Origin of the sequence: Nocardia paucivorans NBRC 100373, assembly GCF_000308675.1 — a bacterium.
Taxonomy (GTDB): domain Bacteria; phylum Actinomycetota; class Actinomycetes; order Mycobacteriales; family Mycobacteriaceae; genus Nocardia; species Nocardia paucivorans.
The window spans coordinates 87,126-102,870 of sequence record NZ_BAGE01000024.1 but is presented as its reverse complement, the minus strand read 5'-3'; the positions used below and the strand labels follow the sequence as shown (position 1 = coordinate 102,870).

General features: G+C 68.4%; 12 protein-coding genes and 2 pseudogenes. 5 read left to right on the top strand and 9 right to left on the bottom strand.

The genetic code is table 11. The features are described from left to right. From ON32_RS05565 to ON32_RS05535, 7 genes are all read right to left on the bottom strand, one after another. The coding region (locus tag ON32_RS05565) for a universal stress protein (protein ID WP_083874077.1) at nt 1-891 on the bottom strand (891 nt) is incomplete at its 3' end. A gap of 254 nt (nt 892-1,145) precedes the next feature. Next, entirely contained in the window at nt 1,146-1,616 is a 471-nt protein-coding gene (locus ON32_RS05560) for a hydrogenase maturation protease (RefSeq protein WP_040789197.1), read from the bottom strand. Further along, a complete protein-coding gene (locus tag ON32_RS05555; RefSeq protein WP_040789195.1) occupies nt 1,613-2,905 on the bottom strand; it encodes a Ni/Fe hydrogenase subunit alpha in 1,293 nt (430 codons plus the stop codon). Before ON32_RS05555 ends, ON32_RS05560 begins: the two co-directional genes overlap by 4 nt. After that, nucleotides 2,889-3,662, bottom strand: a complete 774-nt coding sequence (locus tag ON32_RS05550; RefSeq protein ID WP_040789194.1) for an NADH-quinone oxidoreductase subunit B family protein — start codon at nt 3,660-3,662, stop codon at nt 2,889-2,891. The genes ON32_RS05555 and ON32_RS05550 overlap by 17 nt, the downstream gene beginning before the upstream one ends. Beyond that, nucleotides 3,662-4,519 (bottom strand): FAD/NAD(P)-binding protein, encoded by an 858-nt coding sequence (locus ON32_RS05545; RefSeq protein ID WP_083874075.1) that lies wholly within the window; start codon nt 4,517-4,519, stop codon nt 3,662-3,664. The genes ON32_RS05550 and ON32_RS05545 overlap by 1 nt, the downstream gene beginning before the upstream one ends. After that, nucleotides 4,516-5,034 (bottom strand): Crp/Fnr family transcriptional regulator, encoded by a 519-nt coding sequence (locus ON32_RS05540; protein WP_083874073.1) that lies wholly within the window; start codon nt 5,032-5,034, stop codon nt 4,516-4,518. The genes ON32_RS05545 and ON32_RS05540 overlap by 4 nt, the downstream gene beginning before the upstream one ends. After that, nucleotides 5,021-6,151 carry a 4Fe-4S dicluster domain-containing protein gene (locus ON32_RS05535; protein WP_040789192.1) on the bottom strand — a complete coding sequence of 377 codons (1,131 nt, stop codon included), beginning with the start codon at nt 6,149-6,151 and terminating at the stop codon, nt 5,021-5,023. Before ON32_RS05535 ends, ON32_RS05540 begins: the two co-directional genes overlap by 14 nt. Before the next feature lie 361 nt (nt 6,152-6,512). On the opposite strand from ON32_RS05535, the gene ON32_RS05530 reads away from it, so the two are divergent. Together ON32_RS05530 and ON32_RS30665 are read left to right on the top strand one after the other, a co-directional pair. Beyond that, entirely contained in the window at nt 6,513-6,935 is a 423-nt protein-coding gene (locus ON32_RS05530) for a hypothetical protein (RefSeq protein ID WP_040789189.1), read from the top strand. A 72-nt stretch (nt 6,936-7,007) separates the two neighbouring features. Continuing rightward, nucleotides 7,008-11,336, top strand: a pseudogene (locus ON32_RS30665) (cation-translocating P-type ATPase); the annotation flags it as partial. On the opposite strand, the pseudogene ON32_RS30775 reads toward ON32_RS30665, so the two are convergent. Next, a pseudogene (locus ON32_RS30775) lies at nt 11,291-11,413 on the bottom strand (hypothetical protein); the annotation flags it as partial. The pseudogenes ON32_RS30665 and ON32_RS30775 sit on opposite strands and share 46 nt — an antisense overlap. 3 nt (nt 11,414-11,416) lie before the next feature. Here ON32_RS30775 and ON32_RS05520 point away from each other — a divergent pair. Beyond that, nucleotides 11,417-11,701: a hypothetical protein gene (locus ON32_RS05520; protein ID WP_040789185.1), complete on the top strand. Its 285-nt coding sequence runs from the start codon at nt 11,417-11,419 to the stop codon at nt 11,699-11,701. Nucleotides 11,702-11,783: 82 nt separating this feature from the next. Here the strand turns inward: ON32_RS05520 and ON32_RS05515 are convergent, their stop codons facing one another. After that, entirely contained in the window at nt 11,784-13,064 is a 1,281-nt protein-coding gene (locus ON32_RS05515) for an alpha/beta hydrolase (RefSeq protein ID WP_245550816.1), read from the bottom strand. 218 nt (nt 13,065-13,282) lie between these two features. On the opposite strand from ON32_RS05515, the gene istA reads away from it, so the two are divergent. After that, nucleotides 13,283-14,896 carry an IS21 family transposase gene (istA, locus tag ON32_RS05510; protein ID WP_040789247.1) on the top strand — a complete coding sequence of 538 codons (1,614 nt, stop codon included), beginning with the start codon at nt 13,283-13,285 and terminating at the stop codon, nt 14,894-14,896. Beyond that, the gene (istB, locus tag ON32_RS05505) at nt 14,893-15,684 is read left to right on the top strand and encodes an IS21-like element helper ATPase IstB (RefSeq protein WP_040789182.1); all 792 of its coding nucleotides are present in this window, start codon (nt 14,893-14,895) and stop codon (nt 15,682-15,684) included. Before istA ends, istB begins: the two co-directional genes overlap by 4 nt. Nucleotides 15,685-15,745 lie beyond the last annotated feature (61 nt).

Sequence of the window (15,745 nt, the reverse complement as noted above, 5' to 3'; positions counted from 1 at the left end):
GGGGCATTTCACCAAGGGCAGCAGCGCGGCGCTGGTGGAGCCGAGCAGCATACCGGTGAAACTGTCGCGGCCGTGGCTGCCCGTGACGATGAGCTGGGTGTCCTCGGCCGCGGCGAGGAGGGATCGCGCCGGGCGATCCCGTACCAGGATCTGCCGGACCGAAACGTCCGGATACCGTTCGCCGAATCCCGCGAGGCATTCGGCGAGCAGTTCTTCCTCCTGCTGTCGCGCAGCGCTCCCGCCCTTCGCCGGGGAATGGGTCTCGTCGGTGTCGTCCCAGGCGTGCAGGGCGACCACGCCGACTCCGCGCCACGACGCCTCCTCGAAGGCCACTCGAATTGCGGGCATGCTGTTGTCGGTTCCGTCCACCCCGACCAAAACCGGCTTGTGCGCCGAGTCGGGGTCCGTCGCCACCGCGGAGGAGACGACCGCGACCGGGCAGTGCGCGTACCGGATAACCGCCGAGCTCACCGAGCCGAGCAGTTCGCGCCGGTAGGCACCGAGGCCACGGTTGCCCACCACGAGTATGCGGCTATGCGATGAGCGTTCGATCAGCTCGGGCACGATCGGTCGGTCGACCATCCGGGTGCCGACGGTAACGGTCTCCCCGGCCACCGCCGTCCGGGTCACCCGGAGGGCGGCGGTGAGCACCCGTTCGCCTTCGGCGCGCAGCCGTTGTCCGGCCGGGCCGGGACCGAAGGCCCCTGGTGCGGCGACCGAGGTGATGATCTGCAACGGGCAGCCCCGCAGTTTCGCGTCCACCGCAGCCCATACCGCCGCGTGGTACGAGGTCGCGGAACCGTCCACGGCGGCAACGATCGGTGGATCGAGTTCCGGTGAGGTCGCCGCGCGCGATTCGGCGATATCGGCGGGGGCGTGCGGTGGAGGCATCCTCGGAAATCCCTTCCCTTCGAAGCTCGAACCGTGGTCGCTTTCGGCCCGCTCTACCCCCCGGGCGTGGGTTTCGGTCGGCGGCGACCGGCGGCCCGAGCCTTCGCGGTGGTGTCATAGACCGATACGGGCCCGGTGTGTGCGAGCATGCACGTAACCACCGGGCCTCGGCCAGAGACGAAGGTCATCGGCGAGGTGCCCTGTGGCATCCCTTCCGATTTCCCGATGTCGTCCGGGGTCGACACCACCGGATCTCATGCCGGTGGGTCGAGTCGGCACAGTTCGGTGCACACCGTGCGAACCACCTGGGGGACGGCGGCGGCGACGGGGGCGGACAGTCCGGCGCCGAGGTCGAAACGGGCCGCTTCGACGGCGACGACGACCAGTGCGTGCGGAACCCGGCCGAGGGCGCGACCCAACAGGAACGCCTCCGGGACGCCGAGTGCGTGCGAGCTCGTGACCTGCGCGCCGGCGGGGACCGTATCGATGGTGGTTCGGTGGATCCGGCCCGGTGTGGCGGGGGCGCACAGCACCGCGTCCACGACGACGGCGAGATCGACTCCGCTCCAGGCGTCCAACAACGCGGCGGGCTCGCCGTCGCACCACGTCACCACGACCCCCGGAAGGTCGAGTTTCACCACCTCACGAACCACGATGGGACCCACCCCGTCGTCGCCGCGGTATTCGTTGCCGACGGCGGCGACGGCGGCTCGGGCACCGGTCATCGACGCACCAGATCGAGGGCGAGGAAATGCGCCGAGCAGGAGATGCACGGATCGTAGTTGCGGATGGTGCGCTCGCACACGGCGGTGAGCGCGGCATCGTCGAGGTCGAGGCCGGTCGTGACGACCCGTCGCAGCGCGTCTTCGATCGCATCCTGGTTCTGCGAGGTCGGGGGGATGATGGTGGCGGAACGAATGAGGCCGTTGGCATCGATGTCATAGCGGTGGTAGAGCAATCCGCGCGGTGCCTCGCTGATACCGTGACCGACCCCGGCGCGTGGTGATGTGGGTACCGAGGGGCGGGCCGGACGCTCGTAGGCGGTGATGAGCCGAAGGGCCTCGTCGAGGGCGTAGACGACTTCGACGGCGCGGACCAGGAGACTGCGAAACGGATTGCGGCACTCGTCCCCGAGTCCGATCTCGGTGGCGACCTGACGGGCGAGTGGGGAAAGCCGCCGGGAGTTCAAGGTGTAGCGGGCCATCGGTCCGGTCAGGTAGCGGATGCCATCGAGTCGTGCGTGCAGTGCGGTGGAATGCGGCACCTGCTGCTCCGCCACGTGGGCGGGGAATTCGGCTGCCGGAAAGGACGCTCCGGTGCCGGTATGCACCTGTCCGGATTCGATGGCGTATCGGTCCGGCTCGGTGGCGGCGAGCGGTACGGGGTCGAGCTCCAGGTCGGGGAAGTCGAAGTCGGCGGCCCGACGCGCGGTGTCGATGGCATGGTCGAGTGCCTGGCGCAGTTGTTCGGCCAAAGGGATCAGGTCGGCGCGTTCGGGAACGGAGTAGAACCCACCGACCCGCACATTGATGGGGTGAATCGCCCTACCGCCGATGAGTTCCAGCAGGGCATTGCCCGCCTTTTTCACCGCCAGCCCCCGCTCCACGAGGTCGCGGTGGTCGGCGGCGAGGGCGATCGCATCCGGGTAGCCGAGGAAATCGGGTAGATGCAGCAGGTGGATGTGCAGGCAGTGGCTGGATATCCACTCCCCGCAATACAGCAGGCGGCGCAGGTCGGCCAGTGGTCGGTCCAGTTCGATTCCGCAGACCTGTTCGATGGCATTGCACGCGCTGACCTGATAGGCGACCGGGCAGATACCGCAGATGCGCGAGGTGAGGTCCGGCGGTTCGGTGTAGGCGCGGCCCCGTAGGAACGCTTCGAAGAACCGCGGCGGCTCGTAGATGTTCAGTTCGGCGCGTTCCACCGTCCCGTCGGTGACGGTGATCCGCAGCGCGCCTTCGCCCTCCACTCGGGCCAACGCGCCGACCTGCAATGTTCTACCGCGGCGACTCATCCGAATCCCTGTCCGCGAAATCCGGTTCGGCGGCGGCGAAGGTGGCGAATACCCGGTCGACCTCGTCGGCGGGCATACCGTTGACGCGCAGAATGGGCAGGAGGGCACCGACATTCGGTTTGGCCATCGGTCCGAAACAGCCGAAGCAGCCGCGGTGATAGGCCGGGCACAGGGCACCGCACCCGGCCTGGGTGACCGGCCCGAGGCAGGGGATACCGTCGGCGACCATCACGCAGGTGGTGCCGCGCCGTTTGCACTCGGTGCACACACTGGTGTTCGGGAGATCGGGGGTGCGTCCGGCCAGGAAAGCGGTGAGCGTTTCGAGGAGCTGACGGCGATCGATGGGGCAGCCGCGCAGCTCGAAATCCACCGGCACGTGTTCCGAGATCGAGGTGGAGGTGGCGAGGGTGTCGATGTATTGCGGATCGGCGTACACCACGGAGGCGAACTCGGCGATATCGGCGAAATTTCGCAGCGCCTGAATTCCGCCATGGGTGGCGCATGCCCCGATTGCCACCAGGATCCGGGACTGCGCGCGGATCTCGATAATGCGCCGCCGCTCCTGCGGGGTGGTGATTGAACCCTCCACCAGGGACACATCGTAGGGTCCGGCTTGCACCGCGCTGGACGCCTCCAGGAAGTGGACGATGCGTATCCGGCCGGCCAGTGTCAACAGCTCGTCCTCGCAGTCGAGAAAAGTGAGTTGGCAGCCGTCGCAGGAAGTGAACTTCCACACCGCCAATGTCGGGGCGTCCATCACAACTCCTGCACGGCCAACAGGGGTCCGGCGACGGCGTAGTCGACGACCGGGCCATCTCGGCAGACCAACAGGGGACCCAACTGGCAGTGGCCGCACCGGCCGATACCGCACTGCATATTCCGTTCCAGCGATACCCGGATATCGGTCGCGGCGACTCCCTTGCCCAACAGTGTCCGGGAGCAGAAGCGCATCATCGGTTCCGGTCCGCACAGGAACGCCGTGGTGCGACCGGGCTCCGGGGCCAGCCGCGCCAGCGGTTCGGTGACGAAACCGATCGGCCCGGTCCAGCCGGGCGCGGGATGGTCGACCGTCCGATGCAGTTCGATCCGATCGTCGGCCTCCCAGTCGTCCTGATCGCGGCGGAAGAGTATGTCGGCCGGGGTCCGGGCCCCGGTCACCAGAACGACCCGGCGATACGCGTCGCGGGCGGCGAGCACGCCGAGCACCGCCGGACGCAGCGGCGCCAAACCGACCCCACCCCCCACCAGCACGAGGTCCCGACCGATCGCCGATTCCGGATCCCACCCCACACCGAACGGACCGCGTACCCCCACCGCCCCACCGACCGGGGTGTTCCGCAAGGCGGTGCTCACCGCGCCGACTGCGCGGATGGTGTGCTCCAGGGCGGTACCGCGGGCGGTGGGGTCCCCGCTGATCGATATCGCGATCTCACCCACCCCGTAGCTGTAGAGCATCATGAACTGGCCGGCCCGGAACCGCGGTGCCGCGCGATCGAGCGGCTCCAACACCAGTGTGGTGGTGTCTTGAGTCTGCGGTATCCGGTTCGTGACCCGATACGGGAGCATGGTGTCGCCGGGGATCGGAGTGGAGTGGGGCATGATGTCGACGCTCATGGGTGGCTCCGATCCGGGCCGGCGCGGTGCGTTTCCCGGTGTGGTTTCTCGTTCCCCTCGTGTGGATTGCGGTAGAGGTCGAGCAGCCGGGCCCGGGTGGCCTGTAGTCGTTCCAGCAGTGCCTCGAACAGCATCATGGTCAGCGCGCGACCGAATCGGGGGTCGGTCTCGGCGGCCTCGCGCAGGCGGGCGGAGTCGAATTCGACGGCGTCGACGGATTCGGTCGCCTGCGCGCCGAAATGCCACCGGTACGGCGGTACCAACCAGGACCAGCCCAGGAGATCACCGCCGCCGAGCGTTTGGATCACCACATCGCCCCGACCGGGCACCTGGGCGTCCAACACCACCCGACCGGTTCGGATCAGCAGACACCGGTCGGCCGGCCCACCCTCCACCAGCACCCGCTGCCCGGCGGAGAAGGACACTGTATGTCCGAGCTCGGCCAGCACCGCCAGGTCCGTCCGGTTCAGCGAGGTCAGCCGCGGGAAGGCGGCCAGTTCGTCAACGGTGGGCATTGTCGGTGGTTTCGGCGGCGAGTTCCGCGAGTCGGGCCACTTCCTCGGTCAGGTCGATACCGGCCGGGCACCATGCGATGCACCGACCGCATCCCACACAACCGGATGTGCCGAACTGGTCGTACCAGGTGCTCAGTTTGTGGCCGAGCCACTGCCGATACCGGCTTTCTCCCGACTGTCGCACACTGCCGTCGTGCAGATAGGAGAAGTCCAGTTCGAAACATGACGCCCACCGCTGCCATCGTTGCGCGTGCTCGCCCTCGAGATCGGTGACGTCCTCGAATGTGGTGCAGAAGCAGGTGGGACACACCATGGTGCAGTTACCGCAGGTGAAGCAGCGGCTCGCCACATCCTGCCAGTGCGGTGATTCCCGCGAATCGCGCAGCAGCGTCCGCAGATCGATCTCGGGCATCGCCCGCCCCATTCGGTCCGCGGCCGCCGATACCGCCGTACGCGCCGCCGCGATCTGCGTGTCGGTCGCGGCGCGCGCGGTGACATCGGCGAGCACTCGGGCACCGTCCGCGCTGCCCACATCGACGAGGAACCGATGCCCGTCCTCGTCCATCTGCTCGGTCAGGGCGAGATCGTATCCCGGTGACACCGCCGGTCCGGTGCCCATGGAAGCACAGAAGCACACTCCGCCGGGTTCGGTGCAGTTGACCGCGACGACGAACAGACCACGACGATGCGCGTAGGAGGGGCTCGCGTGATCGGCGCCTTCGAGCACCTGCCCGAGAACCGATATGGCGGCGAGATCACAGCCGCGCACCCCCAGGAACGCATAGCGCGGCAGGGTGTCGTCGGTGGGTTCGGCGTGCATATCCGGGGTGATGTCCCAGATCTTGCGGCGCGGTGGATGCAGGAACTGTTTCCACGATCCCGGTCCGGCCGAGTGCGCGAATACCGCATTGTCGTCGCGGCGCCGAACCCGATATCGACCCGGTTCTGCCTCCACCCCCCATCCGTCGGGCAGTTGCGCTCCTGAATCGAGTTCGTCCAACACGATGGCCCCGTCCCGCAGTCGCGGCCCGACAACCCGATACCCCTGCTCTGCGAGTACCTCCACCAGGCGGTTCAGGCCTGTGCGGTCGATGACCATGCTGTCGCCGGGAGTCATGGCGAACCTCGGTTCGTTCGTGAAGGAGTCGATCGATCTCCAGTCTGGCCACTCGGCCGGATGGGCGGGCAGGGGCGAAAGTCCTCATCGTGCCCGAGCGGATCGATTGCCGACGGTTTTCCGATGTGCGTGAGTCGGTCGAAGGACGGCGGGCTCGAACCGCTTCGTCGGGCGACGACGCGCCGGTGGGATCATGCGAGTTCGTATGCCGAATTCGTGCGATATTTCCCGATAATCGGGGTGAAATTCGGGTTCGGGAAGTCGGCGGACGCTCCTCGTCGCTTCCCACGACATATACATACCCGGCGGTATACTGCGATTTGCTGCATGGTTTCCAACCGGCGAACGCGACGGAGCGGCCATGAATATTTCCGAAGGCGTGGTGGGCGTGATCACCCGGACGGCCGACGCAACAACGGCTGCGGCCGGGGCGGTGAGCGGCGCCGCTGTCAACGGCGTCATCGGCGGCATACAGGGCGCCGCGTCCGGTGTGAAGAGCGGGCTGGTCAAGGGAAGCCACTCGACACCGGCGGCCGTATTGACCATGGCGGCGGTGGGCGCCGCGGGATTGGTGGACTGGCCCGTGCTCCTCGGTGTGGGCGGTGCCGCCCTGGTGGTCCGGCAGCTCGGTCGGCGGTCGGAATCGGCGACCGAACCCGACAGCGCCGCACGTCCCGAATCTCTTCCGGAAGGCAATCGAACACCCGCCCCGGGTGACGCGGACGACCGGCCGGCCACGCGTAAGGGTGCGGCCCGGTCGCGGCGCACGCCGAGCGAGCGATAGCGGCCGCCGGTGCGACCGAACCGAGTGATACGGGCCTCCGTATCGGCGCCGTTGCGTGTTCTCGACAGGGGGATGCGGCGTGCCGCGCCGGCCATCGGGATCGAGCGTGCGAGCGTATTGCCGCCCACCCCATCCGTCGGGTGGATGGTCGAATCGCTCGCCGCCGCCGCATCGGAGCTTTTCGGCGGTAGGCCGATCCGGCGCCGTTGGCGGGGTGCGGGGCGCTGCTGGATCGAAGTGCGTGGCCTGTCCGACCGGGATCCGGACCGCGATGTGGGTTCCGCGGTGCTCGCAGCACTCCGCGCACACCATGGGGTGATCTCGGCGACGCTCAACCACCCGCTGTCGCGTGTTGTCGTCGAAGTCGACGACACGGTAGCCGTCGACGAACTGTGCGATGTGGTGACCGCCGCCGAGAACGGGTGCTCGGATACCGGTCGAGTACCGGTCGATCTGCCCACCGAAGGCGCGGTACTGGCCGCCGGCCTGCTCTCGGTGACGACGAACGCGGTCGGTCTGGGGGTCGCCCTGGCCGGCCGAGTGGTCGGTCTGCGGCGGTTGCCGGCGGGCCTCAATGCCGTTGTCTCGCTCGTCGCCGGCCAGCCGCGGCTGCGGCGCGCCGTCGAACAGCGGGTCGGCGCGGGTGCCACCGACACGGTGATGGCGCTGGCCACGGCCGCTGCGCACACCGCCACCCAGTTACCGGCGTCACTCGGTGTCGACCTGTGTGTGCACCTCGCGAAAGTCGCCGAGACCCGTGCCGCGGCCGCGGTCTGGCACCGCCGCGAACCCGAGTTGGCGGCGCATGCCACGTGTATCGATGGGGTCCGGCCCGGTGTTCGGCCGCGCCCGCTGCCGCCGGGACCGATAGAGCGTCATGGGGAGCGCAGCGGAAAGGTGCAGACGGTTGCCGCGCCGGCGGTCGGTCTTCTCGCCTCCGACCTCGACACCGCCGCTGCCGCCGTCGTGGCTGCGGCGCCCAAGGCGGCCCATACCAGCCGGGAGCTGTTCGCCGCGACATTCGCCCGTGGTCTGGCCGACAGGCACGGTGCGCTGACCTTGCGGCCTCGGGCGTTCCGGCGACTCGATCGGGTCGATGCGGTGGTGTTCGACCCGCGGACACTGTGTGGTGCGCAATTGCGGGTTGCCCGCATCCGCGACGTCTCCGAGCGAAAACGGGCGACGGTCTGGGAGTGGGCACAGGACCAACTGGACCGCGGTGCGTTACGGCCCGGATGGCAGCAGGTGGCGCCATCGATGTCCGGTGATGGCGGGGGCGGCGCGGTATCGGTGCGGTTCGCGCATCATCCTCTGGCGACGGCGGTGCTCGGCGAAGCTCGGCGCAGCGGTGTCGAGGTGGTGTCGGTCGAGGTCGACACGCTCGACGATCTGCGTTCGTCGTTCGACGACCTCCATCCCGTCGATGGCTGCCTCGACGACGCGCTTGCCCGTACGGTGCACCGGTTGCAGCAACAGGGGCGCACGGTGGCGATGGTCTCGGGTTCGGCGGCGCAGGCGCTGGCCGACGCCGATATAGCGATCGGCGTCGGCGCGGGTGGGCCGGCATGGCACGCCGATGTGCTCGTCGAGGATCTGGAGGTCGTGTGGCGGATCGTGCACGCCCTGCCGGCGGCCCGCCGAGCCAGTGAGCGCGGTGTCGAAATCGCTACCGGGGCATCTCTTCTGAGCGGGCTGCTGATGGTGCCCGGCGTACGGGGTCGTGGTATGGCCCCGGTCACCGTCGGGGCCGCCGCCGGCGTGTGGATGGGATACCGGCTCGCGGGCGAAGCGCTTCGGGTTCCGCCGCCGCCCGGGGAGAGCGCGCACGAGTGGCACGCCATGTCCGTCGAGCAGGTGCGTCGGGTACTGCGGCCACCACGGCCGGTCCCAGGGCGTGAGGATGTCCGGCCGGCGTCCTTGGTCCGCTTCGCGCGATCGACCGTCGACCCGGTGCGTCGGGTGGTGCGGGATTTTGCCGGCGCGATGCGTGAGGAACTGTCCGACCCGTTGGTTCCGGTCCTGGCCGTGGGGTCCGTGGCAGGTGCGGTGTTGGGCTCGCCCGTCGACGCGTTCCTGGTCGGATCGGTACTCGTCGGGAACGCGGTCCTGGCGGCTACCCAACGGATCCGGTCCGAACGATTGTTCCGGCGACTGCCGGAGGTCCAGGGCACACCGGCCCGCAAGCTGGTCGGGGCGGGCCATTCGGTAATGGTCGACGCAGCCGAGCTGCGTCCGGGTGATGTCATAGAGGTGCGGCCCGGTGAGGTGGTGCCCGCCGACGCGCGACTCACTCGCGCGAACGCCGTGGAGGTCGACGAGTCGTCGCTGACCGGGGAGTCGTTACCGGTGCCCAAGCAGGTTGAGGCCACTCCGGCTGCGCCCGTTGCCGAGCGCGCCTGCATGCTGTACGCCACCACCACGGTGGTGGCGGGCACAGCGGTGGCGATCGTCACCGCGGTCGGCGAACGGACGCAGGCGTGTCGCGCTGCCGCGATCCCCCACGTGGACGGTTCGACCACCGGTTTACAGGCCCGGCTCGAGGAGCTGACGGCCAAGGCGTGGCCGTTCGGCCTTGTCGGTGGGGGACTGGTCACCGCGCTCGGACTGTTGCGTCGGCTCGATCTGCGGCAGGCGGTCGCCAGTGGTGTGACCGTCGGTGTCGCCGCTGTTCCGGAGGGATTGCCACTGGTCGCGACACTGGCTCAGCAGGCATCGGCGCGGCGACTGACCATCGCGGGCGCGGTGGTGCGCAATCCGCGTTCGGTCGAGGCCCTCGGCCGGGTGGATGTGGTGTGCTTCGACAAGACCGGAACCCTCACCGAGAACCGACTTCGGGTGGCCAGGGTGTATGCCGCCGGCGGATGCTCCGACGACGAGGTGCTCGGACACGCGGTTCGGGCCACGCCGTTCGCTCACGGCGAGCCGCACGAACACGCGACCGACCGCGCGATCGCCGAGGCCGGGCGGCACCTGGACCGAGGCGAGCCGATGGCGCATCTGCCGTTCCGATCGGGACGTTCGTTCTCGGCGAGCGTGTGCGGGGAACGGCTGTCGCTCAAGGGGGCGCCGGAGAGCGTGCTGGCGGCCTGCGTGAACGTCGACGAGGAAGTGCAGCGGCAGGTGCGCAAGATGGCGGCCGAGGGACTTCGGGTGCTCGCCGTCGCCACCCGACACCTCTCCCGGTCACAGGCCCGCGCGGTGCGGGACGACACCGACGCCTTCGTCGAATTGTGCGGTGGCGGGATGCGGTTCGTCGGGTTGCTGGGTTTGTCGGATACCCCTCGCGCGGAGGCGGCCGAGGTGCTGGCCGAACTGGCCGACCGAGGTGTAGGGGTGCGGGTGATTACCGGTGATCACCCGGTGACCGCTACCGCGATCGCCGCCGAAGTGGGGATGTGTGTCGACGAGGATCAGGTGATCAGCGGGCCCGAATGGGAGGCGCTGTCCCGGCGGGAGCAGGAACAGGTGGTGCGCAGCAGGCGGGTGTTCGCCCGGATGTCGCCCGAGCACAAGGTGCAGATCGTGGCGACGATCCAGCGGCTGGGTCATGTGTGCGCCATGGTCGGCGACGGTTCCAACGATGCGGCGGCCATCCGCGCCGCGACCGTCGGTATCGGGGTGGCCGCGGGCGGTAACGATCCGGCTCGCACCGCGGCGGAGATCGTACTGCGCGACGGGCGGATACGCGCTCTGCCCGCCGCCCTCGACGAGGGTCGACAGCTGTGGCGGCGGGTGCAGGCGGCCGTGGCCGTCCTGCTCGGCGGTAACGCGGGCGAGGTGGCCTTCATGATCGCCGGCACCGCACTCACCGGCCGAGCGCCGCTGAACACCCGGCAATTGCTGGTGGTCAATATCCTCACCGATGCGCTGCCCGCCGCGGCTCTCGCGGTCGGTCCGCCGCGTGGGAAACCGCGCTATACCGGACGGGGACCCGACGGGGCCGCGGTGTGGCGGACGGTGGCGGTGCGTGGTGCGACGACCGCCGCCGCCGCGACGGTCGCGTGGGTGATGGCGAGGTTGACGGGTCGGCGCCGGCGCGCGTCGACGGTGGCACTGGCGGCATTGGTCGCGACGCAATTGGGGCAGACATTGCTCGACTCGCACAGCCCGCTGGTGATCGCCACCGTGGTCGGCTCACTACTGGTGCTCGGCGCGCTGATCGGCACGCCGGGGGTGAGCCAACTGCTCGGCAGCACACCACTGGGACCGATCGGCTGGTGGCAGGCCCTGTCGACGGCCGCTGTCGCGACGACCTTCGCCGCGGTTGCCCCGCGCCTGCTCGCCGTGATCGGGCGACGCCGGGACGATCAGTCGACGACCTCGATGACTCCCCAGCGCCACAACACCGCGTACAGCTCACGCAAGGGCACGGTCAGCACCCGCGTAAGCACTCCTGCCAACGGATCCGAGTCGATGCCCACACCAGTTCTCTTCACACCCGACACAGTGCGGTTGCCGGGCGTCGAATTCGCGAACACGCCATGACCGGGAGGCGACAAGTGACCGAAAAATCACGAACGAGTCAGCGCAATGCTGTCGGTCGGGTATCGAACGCGCGGGGTTTCACGGTGGATCTGCCCGTGGTCGGTCGGACGCGCATACCTCGGCCCGAGCAGTTGGCGTACTACGGAGCCCTCGGTGCGTTGGCCGCGGCGGAGATCATCGAATGGCCCGTCGCATTGGCTCTCGCGGCCGGTCATTGGCTGGTGCGCAACGAACACGATCGCGTCGCCCACGAGATCGGCGAGGCCCTCGAGGAGGCTTAGCGGTCCCACCGGAAGTCGAGCCGCCCCGGGCCGGTCGTCGAGTGTGTTTCGGGCCGCGGACGGGGTGCCAGGAGATGGGGTGCTAGGAGATATCGAGACCGAACCGTCGGCCGAGCCACGGCAGTTCCTGCTCGAGACCGGCCGACCACACGGCGAAGCTGTGCCCACCGGGCAATTCGGTGAGGTGGACGTCCATCCCCGCGGCACGTGCCGTGACGGTGAGCCGCTCCAGATCACCCAGGTATTCGGTGTCGTCGCGACCCACCACGAACGCCCCGGCCGAATCGGGGTAGCGATTGCGTTTCAGCAGCTCCGCGGGATTGTTGCGGGCGAATGCCTCGGCGTCGCCTCCGAAAACCTTCCGAATGGTGCCGGCTCGATCCTCGAGAAGCGGTTCTGCCTGCCCTGACATGTCGAGGAATGTGGGATAGACGTCGGGCCGGGTGGTGGCCAGTTGCAGGGCGCACGTGCCGCCGTAGGACAAACCGCCCACGGCCCACGCCCGCGGGTTCGGATCGACCTGGAGGTGGGTGCGTATCCACTCCGGTACGTCGACGGACAGGTAGGTGGCGACGTTCCCGAGATGGGAGTCGACACACAGCGGGTTGGCGAACGGGCCCCCGGTGTCGTCGGCGAGGACGGTGATCGGTGCCAACCCCTGGTGTGCGGCGGCATAGGCGTCCATGGTGTCGGTGAGTCCGCCACCGATGAGCCAGTCGTCGGTACTGCCGGGCTGCCCGGCCAGGAGCACGAGTACGGGCAGGTCGGGTCGTGGGGTGGTGAAATACGCCGGCGGTAGATAGATCCGTGCCTCCCGGGCGGGGAACCGGGAGACGGTGGCCGGGATGGCGGTTTTCGCCACCGCCCCGGTCGCCGGTGTATCGACGGGGGCCCGCCATTTTCCCGGCGGCAGTGGATGCCGGTCAGATCTCGGGGCCAGTGCGGCGTCGAACGGTACGGTGCGGTATTCGCCGATGCCGAGGGCCGCACGCACCGTCGGATACGCGTCGTACACCGCGTTGGTTCCGCCGGCGGCGCACAGCACCACCGCCGTCGCGGCCGCTACGAGCCCGGTGGCGACGATCGGCCGGTTTCGCCGGCGCACGAACCATCGACCGATGAGCAACGCGATGGCGAGCACCGCCGCACCCGACCAGGTGTAGACGGTCCAGGGCAGGTGGTCGGGGAAAGGTTGCCACACCTTCTCGACGAACACGGCGGTCGATACCACCGTCGTCACGGTCGCGGCCACCGCCGTGGCGAGTCCGGCCGGGAACCAGCGGGGCCGCCGGCATGCGCTGAGCGTGGTCAGACCCACTGTCGTGACCACGACGAACAGCAGGATCGCTCCGGTTGTCGTCACCCGCAGGTCGAGCACCGCATCGACGAGCCCGGTTGGTTTTGGTCGCGAACCTGGACACCAGTTGTGCGTGAATCTCGACACCACCTGCGCGAGCGAGATTTTCGTGTTCGCGAATTCTGACACCACCAGCACGGTCGCGGTGGCACGATGTGCGTGCTTCACCGCTGAGGCCGTCCGGTCTGAGTGGACACCGCTCGGACGAGGGGTTGTTGATGGCGATGTCGCGGGCGGAGCTGTTCGCAGCGATCCGGCGTGACGCACGGGACGGGTTGTCGAACAGACAGATCCAACGCAAGCACGGGGTCGGATTCCGGACGGTGAAGCTGGCCATGGGTACTGCTTGGCCGGCCGAGCGCAAGGACTACACCCCGCGAGGGTCCAAGATCGAGCCGTTCACCGAGTTCATCGACGAGGTCCTGGTCGCGGACCTTTCCGCGCCACGCAAGCAACGCCACACCATGACACGGATCTATCAGCGACTCATCGACGAGTGCGGCATGACCGAGGTGTCGTATTCGGTACTGGGCCGCTACGTCCGCGAACGCAAACCGCAGATCCTGGCCGAACATGGCCGCGGGCCGGTCAACGTGTTCATCCCTCAGACTCATCGGCCCGGCGAGGAAGCCGAGGTCGACTTCGGTGACATCTCGGTCTGGCTCCGCGGTGAACTGGTCACCTGCTACCTGTTCTGTTTCCGGATGTCGTTCTCCGGCAAGGCCGTCCACCGGGCATCCCTGTCGGCTGGTCAAGAAGCGTTCTTCGAGGGTCACCTGCATGCCATGCGGGTGCTCAGCGGCGTCCCGTTCGGGAAGGTCCGCTACGACAACCTGCGTTCGGCAGTCGCGCAGGTGCTGGGGTTCACCCGGGCCCGTGTGGAGGCCGAACGCTGGACGGTGTTCCGGTCCCATCTGGGCCTGGAGCCGTTCTATTGCAAGCCCGGCATCGACGGCGCTCACGAGAAGGGCGGCGTCGAGGGCCAAGTCGGCTGGTTCCGGCGAAACCACTTGGTCCCGGTCCCGGAAGTGGACTCGATCGCCGAGCTCAACGCGATGATCGACGCCTGGGACAGCGCTGATGACGGGCGGCGGATCGGGTCGAGACCCCGCACGATCGGTGAGATGTTCGCCGCCGAGAAGCCCTTGCTCCTTCCGTTACCGACCGAGGAATTCGAGACCGGCCGCTGGTTCAGCATGCGCGTCGACCGCTATGCCCAGATCTCGGTGCGCACCAACAAGTATTCGGTCCCAGTCCGGTTCATCGGCCGAACTGTCCGGGTTCTGCTGCATGCCTCAGAGCTGGTCGTTTACGACGGCCACGCCGAGATCGCCCGCCACGAACGGCTCTGCGCCAAAGGCGGGGCGCGCCTGGAACTCGACCACTACCTCGAAGGATTGCTGCGCAAACCCGGCGCCTTGCCCGGCGCGACGGCACTCGAACAGGCCCGAGCGGCAGGCAAGTTCACCCCGATCCACGAAGCCTGGTGGGCCGCCGCGCGCAAAGCTCATGGCGATCAGCACGGCACCCGCGCGTTGATCGAAGTGCTGTTGCTGCAGCGCAATCTTTCCCATGACCTGCTCGTCGACGCGCTCGCAGCGGCCCTGCGGTCCGGGGCGCTGACCGCCGACGCGGTCGCCCTCGAGGCCCGCAAGATCCAGGAAACAGCGCCGACCGCACCCGCAGCGGTCGACCTCGACGCGCCGTCGACCGAGGTGATCACCTCGTTGACCGCTCGGCGGCTCGCGCACCTGCCACCCGATGACCGGCCGCTGCCCACTGTCGATCACTACGACCAGCTTCTCCGTCTCCCACGAGCTCAGAAAGGCACTCGATGACCGCCACCACCGCGATCGGACGACGTCATGGATTGACCGAGCAGGCGGCCGAGGCGGCCATCGATCAAGCCTGCCGAGTGCTACGGCTACCGACAGTCCGGGGCCAGTTCAGCGAGATCACCGAGACCGCGACCCGTGAGCAGATGTCCTACCGGGCCTATCTTGCCGAGTTGCTGCTCGCCGAATGCGACGACCGAGACCGGCGCCGCAGCGAGCGCCGCATCCGCGGGGCCGGGTTCCCTCGGGACAAGTCGTTGCGGGCCTTCGATTTCGAAGCCAACCCCAACATCGATGCCGCCGCGATCAACACCCTCGCCACCTGCGACTGGATCCGCAAAGGGTTGCCGCTCTGCCTGATCGGCGACTCCGGCACCGGCAAGAGCCACCTGCTCATCGCGTTGGGCACCGAAGCCGCGATGAAGGGCTTCCGGGTCAAATACACCCTGGCCACCAAGCTGGTCAACGAACTCGTCGAAGCCGCCGACGAGAAACAGTTGTCGAAGACGATCGCCCGCTACGGACGGGTTGATCTGCTCTGCATCGACGAGCTCGGCTACATGGAACTCGACCGCCGCGGCGCTGAACTACTGTTCCAGGTCCTCACCGAACGCGAGGAAAAGAACTCCGTCGCGATCGCCTCCAACGACAGCTACTCGGGCTGGACCAAAACCTTCACCGACCCCCGCCTCTGCGCTGCGATCGTCGACCGACTCACCTTCGGCGGCCACATCATCGAAACCGGCACCGACTCCTACCGACTCGCCAGCACTCGCGCCAAACAGAACTGAAACGATGGCACCCGACCGACACGCCGGTCGGGTGCTTTCCGTTCTCGCGCAGACGATCCCG